The sequence below is a fragment of the Xanthobacter variabilis genome (assembly GCF_043831965.2).
GTDB lineage: Bacteria > Pseudomonadota > Alphaproteobacteria > Rhizobiales > Xanthobacteraceae > Xanthobacter.
Window position 1 is genome coordinate 4,398,523 of sequence record NZ_CM195533.1, and the last position, 16,013, is coordinate 4,414,535.

13 protein-coding genes are annotated in these 16,013 nt (G+C 68.1%); 6 read left to right on the plus strand and 7 right to left on the minus strand.

Features of this window, described 5'->3' with window-relative positions:
* Positions 1–65 precede the first annotated feature (65 nt).
* Positions 66–569: a peroxiredoxin gene (locus V5F26_RS19040; protein WP_394946524.1), complete on the plus strand. Its 504-nt coding sequence runs from the start codon at positions 66–68 to the stop codon at positions 567–569.
* A 144-nt stretch (positions 570–713) separates the two neighbouring features.
* On the opposite strand, the gene V5F26_RS19045 is transcribed toward V5F26_RS19040, so the two are convergent.
* The 3 genes from V5F26_RS19045 to V5F26_RS19055 are packed head-to-tail and all read right to left on the minus strand — an operon-like array spanning position 714 to position 3,491.
* Positions 714–1,499 (minus strand): heme ABC transporter ATP-binding protein, encoded by a 786-nt coding sequence (locus V5F26_RS19045; protein ID WP_394946525.1) that lies wholly within the window; start codon positions 1,497–1,499, stop codon positions 714–716.
* A 4-nt stretch (positions 1,500–1,503) separates the two neighbouring features.
* On the minus strand, positions 1,504–2,589 hold the full coding sequence (locus V5F26_RS19050; protein WP_394946527.1) for a FecCD family ABC transporter permease: 1,086 nt from the start codon (positions 2,587–2,589) through the stop codon (positions 1,504–1,506).
* Positions 2,586–3,491 carry a heme/hemin ABC transporter substrate-binding protein gene (locus V5F26_RS19055; RefSeq protein ID WP_394946529.1) on the minus strand — a complete coding sequence of 302 codons (906 nt, stop codon included), beginning with the start codon at positions 3,489–3,491 and terminating at the stop codon, positions 2,586–2,588. The genes V5F26_RS19050 and V5F26_RS19055 overlap by 4 nt, the downstream gene beginning before the upstream one ends.
* Before the next feature lie 364 nt (positions 3,492–3,855).
* Between V5F26_RS19055 and V5F26_RS19060 the strand changes: the two genes are divergently transcribed.
* The 3 genes from V5F26_RS19060 to V5F26_RS19070 all read left to right on the plus strand — a co-directional run bounded on the left by V5F26_RS19060 (position 3,856) and on the right by V5F26_RS19070 (position 8,037).
* Complete coding sequence (locus tag V5F26_RS19060; RefSeq protein WP_394946531.1) at positions 3,856–5,991, plus strand: TonB-dependent hemoglobin/transferrin/lactoferrin family receptor; 2,136 nt, start codon at positions 3,856–3,858, stop codon at positions 5,989–5,991.
* Between the two features lie 38 nt (positions 5,992–6,029).
* Entirely contained in the window at positions 6,030–6,365 is a 336-nt protein-coding gene (gene hmuQ / locus V5F26_RS19065; protein ID WP_234052941.1) for a heme-degrading protein HmuQ, read from the plus strand.
* A gap of 175 nt (positions 6,366–6,540) precedes the next feature.
* On the plus strand, positions 6,541–8,037 hold the full coding sequence (locus tag V5F26_RS19070) for a carboxypeptidase M32 (protein WP_234052942.1): 1,497 nt from the start codon (positions 6,541–6,543) through the stop codon (positions 8,035–8,037).
* A 490-nt stretch (positions 8,038–8,527) separates the two neighbouring features.
* Here the strand turns inward: V5F26_RS19070 and V5F26_RS19075 are convergent, their stop codons facing one another.
* From V5F26_RS19075 to ccmI, 4 genes are all read right to left on the minus strand, one after another.
* Positions 8,528–9,022: a cytochrome c-type biogenesis protein gene (locus V5F26_RS19075; protein WP_234052943.1), complete on the minus strand. Its 495-nt coding sequence runs from the start codon at positions 9,020–9,022 to the stop codon at positions 8,528–8,530.
* Between the two features lie 5 nt (positions 9,023–9,027).
* Complete coding sequence (locus V5F26_RS19080; RefSeq protein ID WP_394946532.1) at positions 9,028–11,010, minus strand: heme lyase CcmF/NrfE family subunit; 1,983 nt, start codon at positions 11,008–11,010, stop codon at positions 9,028–9,030.
* A 6-nt stretch (positions 11,011–11,016) separates the two neighbouring features.
* Positions 11,017–11,502 (minus strand): cytochrome c maturation protein CcmE, encoded by a 486-nt coding sequence (gene ccmE / locus V5F26_RS19085; protein ID WP_234052945.1) that lies wholly within the window; start codon positions 11,500–11,502, stop codon positions 11,017–11,019.
* A gap of 170 nt (positions 11,503–11,672) precedes the next feature.
* On the minus strand, positions 11,673–12,833 hold the full coding sequence (ccmI, locus tag V5F26_RS19090) for a c-type cytochrome biogenesis protein CcmI (RefSeq protein WP_394946534.1): 1,161 nt from the start codon (positions 12,831–12,833) through the stop codon (positions 11,673–11,675).
* 188 nt (positions 12,834–13,021) lie between these two features.
* On the opposite strand from ccmI, the gene V5F26_RS19095 reads away from it, so the two are divergent.
* Positions 13,022–13,441, plus strand: coding sequence for a YidB family protein (locus tag V5F26_RS19095; RefSeq protein WP_234052947.1), 420 nt, complete (start codon positions 13,022–13,024; stop codon positions 13,439–13,441).
* Positions 13,442–13,632: 191 nt separating this feature from the next.
* Entirely contained in the window at positions 13,633–15,873 is a 2,241-nt protein-coding gene (locus V5F26_RS19100; protein WP_394946535.1) for a transglycosylase domain-containing protein, read from the plus strand.
* Positions 15,874–16,013 lie beyond the last annotated feature (140 nt).

Below are 16,013 nucleotides of genomic sequence, written 5' to 3' on the forward strand. Positions count from 1 at the left end.
GCGCACAGCATACCGCCCGCCCACGGAACGGGACTATGCTCGCCTCAGGTCCAGCGATTTGCCGTATGGCGCGGAACACGTCGAAAGGAAGGCGAATGGGTAAAATTCCCGAAGTCGGCTCCAAAGCACCCCCGTTTCGCCTCAAACGGGACGGCGGCGGCGAGGTGAGCCTCGACGATTTCAAGGGCCGCAAGCTGGCGCTTTATTTCTACCCCAAGGCCAACACCTCCGGCTGCACCAAGGAGGCGATCGCCTTCAACGGCCTCAGGGCCGCCTTTGCCGCAGCGGACACCGACATCGTCGGCGTTTCCGCCGATCCGGTGAAGGCCCAGGACAGCTTCAAGGCCAAGCACGAGCTCGACTTCCCCCTCGGCTCTGACGAGACCCACGAGATGCTGGAAGCCTACGGCGTGTGGGGCGAAAAGAGCATGTACGGCCGCAAGTTCATGGGCATCACCCGCGCCACCGTGCTGATCGGCCGCGACGGCAAGATCGCCAGGGTCTGGCCCAAGGTGAAGGTGGACGGCCATGCCGAGGATGTTCTGAAGGCGGCCCAGGAGCTGGCGTGAGGCCGCGCTCCGGCGGTGGAGCGCGGCCATCCCGGTGGCGAAAGAGACGCCGCGACCGCTGACTTGTCCACAGATCCCCGCCCCGATGGGCGGGTTCCACCGCCGCGCCGGCCCATCTGACCTTCCGTCAGATAAAGCAGAGAATCAGGCCACGGCGACGTTCTGCGGCAGCACGAACGGACCGGGCGGGGCCACCCCCACCCGCACCTTCACCCCGAAAGCCCGCTCCAGCACCTCGTCCGTGAGCACCTCGGCCACCGGGCCCTCGGCCACCAGGCCACCATGGGCGAGCACCACCAGGCGGTCCGCCACCATGGCTGCGAGGTTGAGGTCGTGCAGCACGGCCAGCACGCCGCCGCCGGCATCCGCATGGGCCCGGGCGAGGCGCAGGACCGTGAGCTGGTGGGCGAGATCGAGGCTGGCCGTGGGCTCGTCCAGGAACAGGTAGGAGGGCTTGCCCGCCTGCGCGCATTCCAGCTGGGCCAGGATGCGCGCGAGCTGCACGCGCTGGCGCTCGCCGCCCGAAAGGCTCTCATAGCGGCGCTCCGAAAAGCCCGGTAGGTCCACCTGCCGCAACAGCCGCGCGACGCGCGACGCGCCCTCCCCGGCCGCCGCCGGACCAACGCCCATGAGGCCCACCGAGATCACCTCCGCCACCGAGAAGGCGAACGCCACGTCCGCCGCCTGGGGCAGCACCGCGCGGCGCCGCGCCAGCTCGGTCGCCGGCATGGCGTGAATGTCCGCTCCATCGAGCCGCACCGTGCCGCCCGCCAGCCGGTGCTCGCCCGACAAGGCTTTCAACAGCGTGGACTTGCCTGCACCATTGGGGCCCACCAGCACCGTCACCTCGCCCGGCCGCAGGGCCAGGGCCACGCCATCGAGCAGCACCCGGCCGCCGGCCACGACCCGCACATCCTTCGCTTCATACATCGTCTCACCCCACGAAGGCGCGGCGCCGCAGCAGCAGCCACAGGAAGAAGGGCGCACCCACCAGGGCCGTGACCACGCCCAAGGGCAGTTCCGCCGGCGCGGCGAGCATGCGCGAGAGAATGTCGGCCGCCAGTAGCACCGCGGCCCCCAGCAGGGCCGAGGCCGGCAGCAGCACCCGATGGGAGGGGCCCAGCGCCAGCCGTGCCAGATGGGGCACCACGAGGCCGATGAAGCCCACCACCCCGGCGGCCGCCACCGATGCGCCCACGCCCGCAGCGACACCGATGATGGCAATGCGCTTCAGCCGTTCCACCGCGATGCCCACATGGAAGGCCTCCGCCTCACCGAGCGCCAGGGCGTCGAGCCCGCGCGCCAGCAGTGGAGAGGCCAGCACCAGAGCGATGATGAACGGCGCGGCAAGCCCCACCTTCACCCAGGTGGCGCCGCCGAGGCTGCCCATGGTCCAGAACAGGAACTCGCGGGTCTGCTGCTCGGAGGCCATGAACACCATGACACCGGTGCCCGCGCTCGCCAGCGCGCCCAGCGCCAGCCCCGCGAACAGCAAGGTGGCGACCGAGGTGCGGCCGTCGCTGGTGGCGAGCCGGCCGATGAGCAGCGTGGTGGCAAGCCCGCCCAGGAACGCCGCCAACGGCAGGCCGAGCAGCTGCACCGAAGAGGGCAGCACTGCCCCGAGCGCGCCGCCGAACACCACCCAGGCCACGGCCGCCAGCGCCGCCCCGGGCGCCACGCCCACAAGTCCCGGATCGGCCAGGGCATTTCGGAACACCCCCTGCATCATGGCCCCGGCCACCGCCGTGCCGGCCCCCACCAGGGCGCCGAGGACGGCGCGCGGCAGGCGCACATCCATGATGACGATGCGTTCGCGCAAAAGCCCCTCGGCCGCCGGAACGCCACTCACCGCATCCCACAGCACCGCCAGCACACGGGCCGGCGGAATGGCGAACGGCCCGATGGCGAGCGCGCCCAGGAAGGACAGCACCGCCAGCACCGCGAACAGGCCCAGGCCCGCCGTCACCGGCCGGCGCGCGGGGCGCGCGGCGGCGGAAAGGGGCATGTGTTCCGCGCTCATTCGTCGGGCTCCGCCGCCCAGGGCCGCGCCGGCAGCTCGGGCATGTTCGAGTCATGGAGCGCGGCTGCCAGGTCACGCGCCGCCTGCGGCGCCCGCGGGCCGAAGCCGAGCAGATAGGAGCCGGGCAGGCTGACGAATCGCCTCTGCGTCGCCGCCGGCGTGCCGGCGAAGGCGGGCAGGCCGAGCACGGTTTCGGCGTCCAGCACCTGCCCGCCGCCGCGCATCACCACCACCGCGTCCGGATCGGCGGCCATGGCCGCCTCGTCCACCGCCGGCTTGTAGCCCTTGATGGCGGCCATGGCGTTCCGCACCCCCGCCAGCTGGAACATGGCATCCGCGCTGGTGTCCACGCCGCCCACCACCGCCGTGCCATTGCCGATGGAGAGCACGAACACCGCACGCGGATGCGCCTTCAGCTCCGCCACGGCCTTGCCGAGCGCGGTGAAATCGGCGCGCACGGCCTCGGCAAGGGCCCTTCCCTTTTCCTTTTCGCCCACCGCGGCCGCCACCGCCTCGATCTTGCGCACCACGCCGTCCGCGTCATGAGCATCGGGAATGATGACGACCGGCACCGAGGCGCTCTCCAGCACATCGAGGGTGGAGCGCGGCCCCGCGCCCTCCACGGCCAGGATGACGCTGGGCCCCACCGACAACACGCCTTCGGGCGCCAGCGTCCGCGAATAGCCCACGTCCGGCAGCTTGCGCGCGGCGGCGGGATAACGGCTGGTCTGGTCCACCGCGATCACCCGATCCCCCAGGCCAAGGGCGAACAGGATCTCCGTGACCGAGCCGCCGATGGACACGATGCGGGAGGCATCCTTCACGGACACCACCCGCCCGCGCGCGTCCGTCACCTCCAGCGCCTGGGCTGAGGCAAGAGCCGGCAGGATCGCGAAAAGCATTGCAGCCACAACGATATTGAGCGACATCAATATGCGCAATTTTGAATCACTCCAATCTCGTATTCCAGAGTCGATCTGATTCACTTGACTCGCCATATTCGATTTATTCAAAATTAAAAACCTCTAGAGATGGCGACAATCGTGCATCAATAGATGGATTTATTTTCATATTTTGACAAGCGCGCGTTGACTCAGCTTGACGCATCATTGGTAGCGCGATAACCCGGACCTCGCAGGCGAGACGGTCCTGCAGCGCGCGAAGTTCTGCCCCACGAACGGTAGCCAGCCACGACATGACGCGGAGACGATCATCGTGCGTGGGCCATCACACCCCCATCGAGCCCCTTTCATTCGTTCATTTCTTTTGAGCGGCGCCGCAGCCGGCGCGCTGTTTCTGAACGGCGCCGCCGCGCTGGCGCAGAGCCTGCCGCCGGCTTCCGCCAGCGAAGACGAAATCGCCCTCGACACCCTGACGGTCGCGGCCACGCGCGGCATCGAGACCACGGCGGTGGACGCGCTCGCCGGCGTCAGCGTCATCACGCCCGATGAGCTGCAGCAGCTCATGGCCTCGACCACGCAGCAGGTGTTTTTCGGCATTCCGGGCACCACGGTGCTTCAGAACGGCAATTCCACCCAGGCGTCCATCAATATTCGCGGCATGCAGGACTTCGGCCGCGTCGCGGTTATCCTCGATGGCGCGCGCCAGAACTTCACCCAGCTCGGCCACAATGACGGCGCCGGCTCCTTCTTCCTGGAGCCCGCTCTGCTCAGCACGGTGGACGTGGTGCGCGGCCCGGTGGCCAACATCTACGGTTCCGGCGCCATCGGCGGCGTGGTCAGCTTCCGCACCAAGGATGTGAGCGACATCCTGAAGCCCGGCCAGAAATGGGGGGTGGAAACCAGCGGCGAGTTCGGTTCCAACGGCCCCATGGGCTTCGGCTCCGCCTTCGCGGCCACCCGCATCAACGACAATATGGACCTGTTCTTCGGCGGCACCCTGCGGGACCAGTCGCCCTACACCGACGGCGACGGCAATGAGGTGATCGGCACCGGCTACCAGACCTGGACCGGCCTCGCCAAGCTCACCGTGCGGCCAGCGGATTTCCACGAGGTGAAGCTCACCGCCCTCAACCTCGACAGCAGCTACACCACCGCCAACAGCTATCCGCCCACCGGCACCACCCAATATGGCACCGACGTGACCAACCGCACGTTGACCGCCAGCTACAATTACTCGAACCCGGACGACACCTGGTTCGACTGGCGCTCCACCGCCTACTGGAACCAGGTGAACCAGGACCAGACCAAGGTGGACGGCACCTGCTCCACCTCCACCGGCTGCGTCGGCGATCCGCGCAGCTTTGGCATCGACACCTGGGGCTTTGATGTGAACAACACATCGCGGCTCAATGTCGGTTCCGTGAAGAATGCCCTCACCATCGGCGGCGATTACTTCCACGACGACGTGAGCAACGAGGACAATTACGGCTTCGGCGCCGGATACAATCCCTCGGGCGAGCGCTCCGTGGGCGGCGCCTTCGCCCAATGGCAGGCCGACTGGACCTCCTGGCTCCAGACCATCGCCGCCGTGCGCTACGATTCCTACGAGCTCTCCAGCGACACCACTCCGGGTACCAGCGGCGACCGCTTCTCCCCCAAGATCACCGTGGGCGTCACGCCGTTCGAGTGGATCACCTTCTACGCCACCTATGCGGAAGGCTACCGCGCCCCGGCCGTGACCGAGGCCCTGGTGAATGGCGAACACCCCTCGGTGAGCCCGTATTTCAGCTTCGGCTTCCTGCCCAACCCCAACCTGAAGGCCGAGGTGGGCAAGAACAAGGAAATCGGCGTCAACCTGCGGTTCAACGACATCTTCGCCAAGGGCGACAAGTTCCGCGCCAAGGCCAATCTCTACCGCAACGACGTCTCGGACTATATTGAGATCGACTACATGACCGCCGCCGTGCCGGCATGCGCCGCCGCGGGCTGGATGCTCTGCTACCAGTACCAGAACGTGGCCGAGGCGCAGCTCCAGGGCTTCGAGTTCGAGAGCATGTATGATGCGGGCTATTGGTTCCTGGGCTTCAACGCCACCGTCTCGTCCGGCGACAACCAGACCGACAACCAGCCGCTCGTTTCCGTGATGCCCAACAACGTGGCCACGACCCTGGGCACGCGCCTGTTCGACAAGCGCCTACAGGCATCGGTGCGCTGGCAGTGGGTGGCGGCCAAGACGGCGGAAGACCTGCCTTCCACCTACACCGCCTCGCAGCTCGAGGAGCTGGTGACGCCCAGCTTCAACCTGGTGAACGCCTATCTTTCCTACCAGGCCACCGAGTGGGTCACCGCCCAGTTCGCCCTGGAGAACCTGCTCAATGAGCAATACACTGTCTATCAGCAGTTCGTGCCCAGCGCCGGCATCACCTTCAAGGCCGGGCTGAAGGTCACGATCGGCGGCGACGTTATCGCCGCCGCGACCCCTGCCCCCATCGTCAAGTAGCCGGGCCGCCGCGCCCCATTTTCAGACGGAGCCATAGCATGTTCATTGCCACCAACCGCTTCAAGGTCAAGCACGGTTCGGAAGCCGCCTTCGAGACCGTCTGGCGCGAGCGCGACACCTACATCGCCGCAGTGCCGGGCTTCGTCGCCTTCGATCTGTGCCGGGGCCCGGAGAAGGAGGAATACACCCTCTACATCTCCCACACCGTGTGGGCCACCAAGGCCGATTTCGAGGCCTGGACCAAGTCGGATGCCTTCCGCCTCGCCCACCGCAAGGCCGGCGAGAGCACCAACACGGTGAACTATATCGGCGGCCCGGAATTCGAGGGCTTCGAATCCGTGCTCTCCCTCACGCCCGGCGAAAAGGCGGCCTGACGCCGCCCTTCCCCCATCCTGTCATTGCCTCCACCCGGCCCCGGTTCTCCGGCGCCGGTTTTTTTTCGCTCCGCCGACGGCCTTTCGCGCAAAGCCACGGCGCATTACCTTCTCCCCATTGCCTTGCCCGCCCTTTCGGCCGCCGCGGCGGCTCAGCGTTCGGAAATCGTGAGACATGACCGCCTACACCGATCTTTCCGCCCATTTCGGCCGCGCTTCCGCACTGTCCAACGCCATCGGCATCCTGCAATGGGACAGCGATGTGATGATGCCCAAGGGCTCCATGGATACGCGATCCGAGAGCCTCGCTCTGCTGCGGGTGCTGCACCATGGCCTCGTCACCGACCCGCGGGTGGGCGAATGGCTGCCCGATGCGGAAGCGGACAACGGCCTCAGCGCGTGGGAGCGCGCCAATCTCCGCGAAATCCACCGCTTGTGGACGGTGCAGACCGCCCTGCCCTCCGACCTGGTGGAGGCCTCCTCCAAGGCCGTTTCCCGATGCGAGATGGCATGGCGCAAGGCCCGCGCGGAGGCGGATTTCGCCAGCCTGCTGCCACTGCTGGAAGAGGTGCTGCGCCTGCAGCGGGAGATCGGCACCGCCAAGGGCGAGAAGCTGGGCCTTTCCCCCTATGACGCGCTCCTCAACGATTACGAGCCCGGCGGCCACTCCGAGCGCATCGACACCCTGTTCGACGACCTTGCCGCCTTCCTGCCCGCCTTCACCGAGAAGGTGCTGGAGATCCAGGCCCGGCGGCCCAACACCCCCCTGCCGGCGGGCCCCTTCTCCGTCGAGGCGCAGCGGGCGCTCGGGATGGAGATGATGAAGGTGGTGGGCTTCGATTTCGATCGCGGCCGGCTCGATGTCTCCACCCATCCGTTCTGCGGCGGCGCGGACGACGACGTGCGCATCACCACCCGCTATGACGAGGGCGATTTCTCATCCGCCCTCATGGGGGTGCTGCACGAGACCGGCCACGCCCTCTATGAGCAGGGCCGCCCGGCCGCGTATCTGAGCCAGCCGGTGGGCCAGGCACGCTCCATGAGCGTGCATGAAAGCCAATCCCTGCTGATGGAGATGCAGGCCTGCCGCAGCCGCGAATTCCTCGCCTTCGCCGCGCCCCGCATGCGCGCGACCTTCGGCGGCTCCGGCCCGGCCTGGGAGGCGGATGCCCTGTGGCGCCACTACACCACCGTGAAGCGCGGCTTCATCCGCGTGGACGCCGACGAGGTGACCTACCCGGCCCACGTGATCCTGCGCTATCGCCTGGAAAAGGCGCTGATCGCCGGCGACATGGCGCTGAAGGATCTGCCCGGCGCCTGGGCAGAGGGCATGCGGGCGCTGCTCGGCGTGGTGCCGCCCGATGACCGGCTGGGCTGCCTTCAGGACATCCACTGGCCCAGCGGCGGCTGGGGCTATTTCCCCACCTACACCCTGGGCGCCATGACCGCCGCCCAGCTCTTCGACGCCGCCTGCACGGCCGATGGCGATATTCTGCCCGGCATCGCGCGGGGCGATTTCGGCCCGCTGCTGTCGTGGCTGCGCACGAATGTGCATTCCCAGGGCTCCCTGCTGGAAACCGACGCGCTCCTCACCCATGCCACCGGCCGCCCGCTCGACGCCCGCGTCTTCAAGGCCCACCTGGAACGGCGCTACGGCGGCAGCCAGGAATGAAGCGCCGAGTGGGGGGTCTTCCTTCAGCCGCGCCATCCGCTCATGACCGGATGGCGCGACTGCGGCCCCGCGACAGAGCCACCTGATGCAGCCTTCCCGTTCAGGCGCCCCCGCACGCCGCAAGGTGGCGCCGACCGAGCGCACCAGGATCGCGGCGGCCGAAAGGTGGTACCGCCGGAGGGCGCCAGCCCGGCCTCCCACGGACCATGAAGCGGGACGCAATCCCCCCACAGCCCGTCGACCATGAGGCCTCAGGCCTTGGACGGCGGCGCCAATCGCAGAGAAGGCGCTTCCGCTTGGCCTTAGTCTCCGCGCTCAGGTCGGCATCGAGGGAGGCGGCAACAGGCCGCCCACGCGCCGCAACGCCAGGCCGGCCGCATTAGGATCGCGCGCGCGATCTCAAGGGCGCCACGCCCCCGAAAGCGCCCGCGCAGCTTCCCGCACAGCAGGAACGCGCTCCATCCGCGCACAGCCAGCCGACCACGAGGCCTCACCCCTTGGCGGGCGGTGCCCCGTCGGAAAGGAGGCGTTTCAGCTTAGCTTCCTCCTCCGCCGTTAGATGCGCATCGGCGGAGGTTGCGGCGGCCCGGCGGCGGCGGAGCGCCACCACGGAAGCGAAGGCGCCGAGGGCAAGCACCAGCGCCGGCGTCGCCCACAGAAGGGCATTGCGCCAGGAGAAGCGCGGCCGCAGCAGCACGAACTCCCCATAGCGCGCCACCATGAAGTCGAGCACCTGGCTGTCGCTGTCGCCCGCTTTCAGCCGCTCCCGCACGATGAGGCGCAGGTCCCGCGCCAGCGGAGCGTCGGAATCGTCGATGGACTGGTTTTGGCAGACCATGCAGCGCAGCTCGGCGGAAAGGGTGCGCGCGCGGCTCTCCAGGTTCGGATCGCTCAGCACCTCGTCCGGCTGGACGGCGCGCACCGGCGCCACCAGGAGCAGACCCGCCAGGAGGGCCAGGGCCAGTCGGGTGAAAAAGGGTGCCATCAGCCTCACTCCGCCGGAACTGCCGCCTCGCGCCGCCGCGCGGGCTTGGGCACGCCGATGCGCAGGCGCCGATCCATCAGCGAGAGCAGCCCACCGCACGCCATCACCACCGCGCCGAGCCAGATCAGCGTCACATTGGGCTTGAAGGTGGCACGCACGGACACATGCCCGTCCGTCGTCTCCTCCGCCATGCTCACATAGAGCTGGCTGAAGCCGAAGGTGCGGATACCGGCCTCGGTGGTGGCCATCTGCCGCGAGGAGAAGATGCGCCGCGACGCCTCGATGGTGCCCTCCGAGACCCCGTCATGGCGGATGGAGAACACCGCGGTGCGCGAGCGATAGTTCGGGCCCGTCCGGTTCTCCATGCGCTCCAGGGTGAGGTCGCGGGTGCCGATCACGATCTGGTCCCCCACCTTCACGGCGGCGATCTTCTCATGGCTCCAGGAGGCTTCGCACACGATGCCCAGCAGGCACACACCCACGCCGAAATGGGCGATGGCGGTGCCATAGGCCGAGCGCGGCACCCCGGCGAGACGCGCCACGGCCACCTTCGCCCGCACCCGGCCGAGGCCAGCGCGCTCGGCGATGTCAGTCAGGGCGCCGAGCATGATGAACACGGCAAGGCCCACCGCCAGCGGCGCCAGCACCGGGCCGCCGGTCACCGCCGCCGCCGTCACCACGGCCGCCACCACCGCAAGCCCTGCCGCCAGCATCAGCCGCTGGGCGACGCCCAAAAGGTCGCCGCGCTTCCAGGCCAGCAGGGGGCCGAAGGGAATGGCGAAGATCAGGGGCAGCATCAGCCCACCGAAGGCGAGGTTGAAGTAAGGCGGCCCCACCGTGATCTTCGCGCCCGTCAACGCCTCCAGCGCCAGGGGATAGAGCGTGCCCACCAGCACCGCGGCCGTGGCGGCCGTGAGGAACAGGTTGTTCAGCACCAGCGCCCCTTCCCGCGACACGGGCGCAAACAGCCCGCCCTGCTTCAGCTCCGAGGCGCGGAAGGCGAACAGGGTGAGCCCACCGGCGATGAAGAAGGTGAGGATGCCCAGGATGAAAACGCCACGCGCCGGATCGGTGGCGAAGGCGTGCACCGAGGTGAGCACGCCCGAGCGCACCAGGAAGGTGCCCACCAGCGACAGGGAAAAGGCCAGGATGGCGAGCAGGATGGTCCACACCTTCAGCGCGTCCCGCTTCTCCATCACCACGGCCGAGTGCAGGAGCGCGGTGGCGGCGAGCCACGGCATGAGGGAGGCGTTTTCCACCGGATCCCAGAACCACCAGCCGCCCCAGCCGAGCTCGTAATAGGCCCAGTAGGAGCCCATGGCGATGCCGAGCGTCAGGAACACCCAGGCCGCCAGCGTCCAGGGCCGCACCCAGCGCGCCCAGGCGGCGTCGATGCGCCCCTCGATCAGGGCCGCGATGGCGAAGGCGAACGAGACCGAAAGCCCCACATAGCCGAGATAGAGCAGCGGCGGATGGATGGCGAGGCCCGGGTCCTGGAGGATGGGATTGAGATCGCGCCCCTCCGCCGGCGGCGGGGCGAGGCGCAGAAAGGGATTGGAGGTGAACAGGATGAAGGAGAGGAAGGCGAGGCCAATCAGCCCCTGCACCGCCAGCACATGGGCCTTCAGCCGATCCGGCAGGTTGCCACCGAAGGCCGCCACCAGCGCGCCGAACAGCGCCAGCACGAACACCCACAGGAGCATGGAGCCCTCATGGTTCCCCCAGGTGGAGGTGATCTTGTAGATCAGCGGCATCTGGGAGTGGGAGTTCTCCACCACGTTCAGGACCGTGAAGTCCGACGTGACATAAAGCTGGATGAGAGCCGCGAACGCGAAGCTCACGAAGCCCATGAGGCCGAAGGCGATGGGCGTGGCGGTACCCATCAGCACCGCATCGCCCTTGGCCGCGCCCCAGCTGGGCAGCACCACCTGGAGAATGGAGAGGGCGAACGCCAGGGCAAGGGCGTATTGGCCGAGTTCAGCGATCACGACAGCTCAGCTCCCCGTATTGGCGGCGCCGGTGGCGCGGGCGGGCACGGGCGCGCCATTCTCGCCCTCCTTCCACACGCCCTGCTTCTTGAGGGCGTCGGCCACCTCGCGCGGCATGTATTTCTCGTCGTGCTTGGCGAGCACGCTGTCGGCGCGGAAGGTGCCGTCGGGCAGAAGAGCGCCCTCGGCCACCACCCCCTGCCCCTCGCGGAACAGGTCCGGCAGGATGCCGGAATAGGCCACCTTCACGGCGGCATTGCCATCGGTCACGGAAAAGGTGGTGAGCGTGCCGGCCTTGGTCACGGAGCCCGTCTCCACCAGACCGCCCAGCCGCAGCCGCGAGCCGGGCGCCACCTGCTGCTGCGCCACCTCGGTGGGCGTGCGGAAGAACACGATGGTATCGTTGAGCGCCGACAGGATCAGGCCGGCGGCGAGCGCCAGCACGCCCAGTCCGGCGGCAATCAGCACGAGGCGACGGCCCTTGCGCGTCATTGTGTGTCCTCCCGGTGTCCCACGTTTTCCGACACCCAAGCCTCAACTCGATTGGTCGGGCACCCCGGCGTTTCCCGATAAAACCCGGGAAAGCAAGGAGCGGCACCCGCCCGCTTTCTTCTTATGGAGCCCTTGAGGCGAGGGGCAGCCCTCACCCAAAGGCAGGCGCCTCAGCTGCCCTGCCCCAGGTCCTTCGCCGCGGCATCGATGCGCGCCAGCGCGTCGGCATTGCCTGCGAACGCGGTCCGCGCGGAGGCCAGAGCTTCCTTCACCTTTTCGCCATCCCCCAGCACCTTGTAGGCGCGGGCGAGGCGCAGCCACCCCTCGAGGTCGTTGGGCGAGGCGATCAGGCGGTCCTGCAGCCTCTGCACCATACCGCGAATCATGGTGCTTCTGTCATCCGCCGACATGGAGGCGGCGTTGGCCACATCCGAGGCGCTCGGCCCCGGCGCGGCCGCTGCGGCCGGCGGCCGCATGGCCGGGGCGCCGTTCACCCCACCTTCCACGCGGGCGAGCGCCTTCTTCAAGAGAGGCAGATAGGGCGCATCGGCCGGCGTACGCTCCAGCATAGCCTTCCAGATGGCCGCTGCGTCAGCGTCGCGCCCATCCTGCTCGGCGGCAAGGCCCAGGAAATAGCTGGCGCGCGGCTCGGTGGGGTCGAGCTTCACCGACTCTTGGAACGCCTTGAGGGCCTCGGCGGTCACGATACCATTGGCCTGCATGGTCAGCACTTCGCCAAGGGCGGAATAGCGCAGCGCCGTGGGCCCCAGCACCCGGATGGCCTGGGCGTAGGCGCGGGCCGCGTCATCCAGCCGGCCGAGCCGCAGATAGATCGGTGCCAGCACCTCATAGCCGGCGCCGTCATTGGGGTTCTGCGCCAGGTGCTCTTCCACCTTGCGCACCAGAATCGCCACGTCGCCCCGGTCCGCCGGCCCCTCCATGCGCTCGGCGAGGGGCGCGCCGGGCAGATCGGGCGTGCCGAGATAGATATAGAGCCCGGCGCCGAACAGCGGCACCAGCACCAGCGCCATCACAGCGGCGGTGCGGCGACGGCCGGCATTGCCCTGGGCGGCGGAACTCTCCGCGGCGCGGGCGGCGTCCGCGGCGATCATCCGGCGCGCGACTTCCGTGCGGGCGGCCTCGGCCTGCTCGGGCGGCAGGCGGCCGCTCTCCCGGTCGCGATCGATCTCCGCGAGCTGGTCTCGATAAACGGCAAGATCCGCCTCCCGCTCACCCTTCAGGGTGCGGGAGCGGCTCAGCGGCCACAGCACCGCCAGGGCGGCCAGGGCGGTCATGATCGCGAACAGGGTGAACAGGGGGGCAGACATCATCCTTTAGGCGTTAGCCGTACTCCCGCCGAAAGCAAAGGCCACATCCCGCCCCAGCGTCGCCGAGCCGCAGGGGCGCCGCGACTTGTGATCGACTCCGGGGCCGTCTTCCATTAGATGGGCAGGAGAGATACCGGGCGTTGCACGCCCTGCGCGTGCACCGCCGTAAACCGCGACAGAGGGGCAAGGCCATGGGACTGTTTGATCAGATGTTGGGCGGCGTTCTCAACAACGTTCTCTCCCAGGCGGGCAGCTCCGGCGGCCTTGGCAGCCTTTTGAATTCCGCGCTGAGCGGGCCCATGGCCCAGGCGCTGCCGGGCATGCTCAACGGCGCCCTGGCCAAGACCCCCTATGGCAGCCTCGACGGCCTTCTGGCCCAGCTCCAGGAATCCGGCCTGGGTGAGCAGGTTGCGAGCTGGCTGTCCAGCGGCGACAACCTGCCGGTGAGCGCGAGCGACATCGTCTCTGCCCTGGGTGACACGCAGCTCGCGCAGATGGCCGCGGGAATCGGCCTCACCCCCGACAAGCTCACCGAAATGCTTTCCCAATACCTCCCTGCTCTGGTGGACAAGCTGAGCCCCAACGGCGTGCTGGAACTGCCCAAGTCCTGAGCCGGCCTGCCGGGCGCGCGCCGTGCCGTGCCACGACACCGGGGCAGGACATCAGGCATGACACGGGAGCATCGCGCTACGGACGTGTTGCGCCATGGTCGCGAAATCGCCACCTTCGAGGCGTGGCAAATGAGGTGGCGGGCATGGCCTGCCGCTTCCGTTGCATCCGCTCCAACCGGTGAGCCTGCCCCGTGTCCGAGCCCGAGCGTCATTCTTTCCTGACCTGGCTGCGCAATGCGGCGCTGGATTTCGACGCCTTTCTCGATTCGTCGCTGTTCGGCCTCGGCAGCCGTACCCGGCGTGCCCTGTCCGCCTATGCGGCCTTCACTGAAAACTTCAATATCAGCGGTATCCCGCGCTTCTTCATCGGCCTCGCCTCGGAAGCGCTCACCCTGGGCACCATCGGCTTCGTGGCGGTGCTGGCCCTCGCCATCCCCGCTTTCCACGAAACCTCGGACGACTGGCTGAAGCGCACCGAACTCGCCGTCACCTTCCTGGATCGCTACGGCAACATCATCGGCGAGCGCGGCGTCAGGCAGAACGACACCGTGCCGCTGGAGGATTTCCCCGACCACCTCATCAAAGCGGTGCTCGCCACCGAGGACCGGCGCTTCTACGAGCATTGGGGCATCGACGTTTCGGGCACGCTGCGCGCCGTGGTCACCAATGCGCGGGCCGGCGGCGTGCGGCAGGGCGGCTCATCCCTGTCCCAGCAGCTCGCCAAGAACCTGTTTTTGAGCAACGAGCGCACCATCGAGCGCAAGATCAAGGAAGCCTTTCTCGCCGTCTGGCTGGAAACCCGGCTCACCAAGGGTCAGATCCTGAAGCTCTATCTGGATCGCGCCTATCTGGGTGGCGGCGCCTATGGCGTGGATGCGGCGGCGCGCTACTATTTCGGCAAGTCGGTGCGGGAAGTGAACCTCGCCGAGGCCGCGATGCTCGCCGGCCTGTTTAAGGCGCCCTCCAAATATGCGCCCCATGTGAACCTGCCCGCCGCCCGCGCCCGCGCCTCCACCGTGCTCGACAATCTGGTGGATGCCGGCTTCATGACCGAAGGCCAGGTGTTCGGCGCCCGCCGCAACCCTGCCACCCCCGTGGACCGCAGCGACGAAGCGGTGCCGGATTACTATCTGGATTACGCCTTCGCCGAGGTGAAGAAGCTGGTGGACCAGCTGCCCGCCTCGGTCACGGAGCGCATCTTCGTGGTGCGCACCGGCCTTGATCCCAATATCCAGAAGGTGTCAGAAGCCGCCCTCGACCAGTCGATCCGCGAGTTCGGGCGCGATTACAAAGTGACCCAGGGCGGTATTGTGGTGATGGAGCCCAATGGCACGCTGCGCGCCATGGTGGGCGGGCGCGACTATGGGGAGAGCCAGTTCAACCGCGCCACCGACGCGCTGCGCCAGCCCGGCTCCTCCTTCAAGCCCTTCGTCTACACCGTGGCGCTGATGAATGGGTACAAGCCCACCACCATCGTGCAGGATGCGCCCATCTGCCTGGGCAATTGGTGCCCGCAGAACTATGGCCGCTCTTATATGGGCTCCATCACCCTCGCCACCGCACTCCAGCACTCGCTGAACACGGTGGCGGTGCGCCTGGCGGAGAAGTTCGGGCGCAAGAAGATCGTGGATCTTGCCCACCAGATGGGCATCCGCACGCCCCTGCCCATCAGCGCGCCACTGCCCCTGGGCGCGGCTGAGGTGACGCTCATCGACATGACCACCGCCTATTCGGTGTTCGCCAATGGCGGGCGCAGCGTCTATCCCCACGCGGTGGTGGAAATGCGCATCGGCAATGGCGAGGTGGTGTGGCGCTTCGACCGCGACGCGCCCTCCCCGGTGCAGATCATCCCGACGCCGCAGCTCAACGACATCAACAACATGCTCAACAACGTGGTGGAAAACGGCACCGGCCGCCGCGCGCGCCTCGTGAATTCCAAGGTCGCCGGCAAGACCGGCACCACCAATGCCTATCGCGATGCCTGGTTCATGGGCTTCACCGGCAACTACGTGGCCGGCGTGTGGTTTGGCAATGACGACTACGCTTCCATGAACAAGATGACGGGCGGCTCCCTGCCCGCCATGACCTGGCAGAAGGTGATGGCCTATGCCCACCAGGGCATTGAGATCAAACCCATTCCCGGCGTCAGCTCGCCCATTCCCAAGCTCGATCCGCCGCCGCCGCCCATCGAGGTGCCGGGCCTGGCCGATTCGCTGCGGCCGGTGACGCTGTCGCCCAAGTCGGCGGAGCGGCTCGCCGCGCTGGAACGCCTGCTGAAGGAGGCGGAGGGCGTGGCCGGCGCCCAGCCCGCGCCGCAGCCCCGGGCGGCCCCGGCGGGCGCAGTGTCACCAGCCGCGCCCCTCCCCGTCGCTCCCCTGCCTCCAACCAAGCCTCTGCGCACCGGCTCCACAGCGCCCGCCCCAAGAGGCTAGTGCCCTCAACCCCTTGAGCTTTTCCGCGTTTCACGGAGTCGAAAAGCGGATTTGCGCACAGATGCTTTTGACCGCGGCGTGCGTCACACGCTTCACGCCGCCGGCACAGCGTCAGCGCGTGGCAGAACAGGCGGCGCGGG

What these genes read in the sequence shown, in the direction of transcription:
- V5F26_RS19095 (WP_234052947.1), top strand. Translation starts at nt 13,022, where the DNA reads ATGGGACTGTTTGATCAGATGTTGGGCGGCGTTCTCAACAACGTTCTC.
- V5F26_RS19055 (WP_394946529.1), bottom strand. Translation starts at nt 3,491, where the DNA reads ATGCTTTTCGCGATCCTGCCGGCTCTTGCCTCAGCCCAGGCGCTGGAG.
- V5F26_RS19070 (WP_234052942.1), top strand. Translation starts at nt 6,541, where the DNA reads ATGACCGCCTACACCGATCTTTCCGCCCATTTCGGCCGCGCTTCCGCA.
- V5F26_RS19045 (WP_394946525.1), bottom strand. Translation starts at nt 1,499, where the DNA reads ATGTATGAAGCGAAGGATGTGCGGGTCGTGGCCGGCGGCCGGGTGCTG.
- ccmI (WP_394946534.1), bottom strand. Translation starts at nt 12,833, where the DNA reads ATGATGTCTGCCCCCCTGTTCACCCTGTTCGCGATCATGACCGCCCTG.
- ccmE (WP_234052945.1), bottom strand. Translation starts at nt 11,502, where the DNA reads ATGACGCGCAAGGGCCGTCGCCTCGTGCTGATTGCCGCCGGACTGGGC.
- V5F26_RS19050 (WP_394946527.1), bottom strand. Translation starts at nt 2,589, where the DNA reads ATGAGCGCGGAACACATGCCCCTTTCCGCCGCCGCGCGCCCCGCGCGC.
- V5F26_RS19075 (WP_234052943.1), bottom strand. Translation starts at nt 9,022, where the DNA reads ATGGCACCCTTTTTCACCCGACTGGCCCTGGCCCTCCTGGCGGGTCTG.
- hmuQ (WP_234052941.1), top strand. Translation starts at nt 6,030, where the DNA reads ATGTTCATTGCCACCAACCGCTTCAAGGTCAAGCACGGTTCGGAAGCC.
- V5F26_RS19040 (WP_394946524.1), top strand. Translation starts at nt 66, where the DNA reads ATGGCGCGGAACACGTCGAAAGGAAGGCGAATGGGTAAAATTCCCGAA.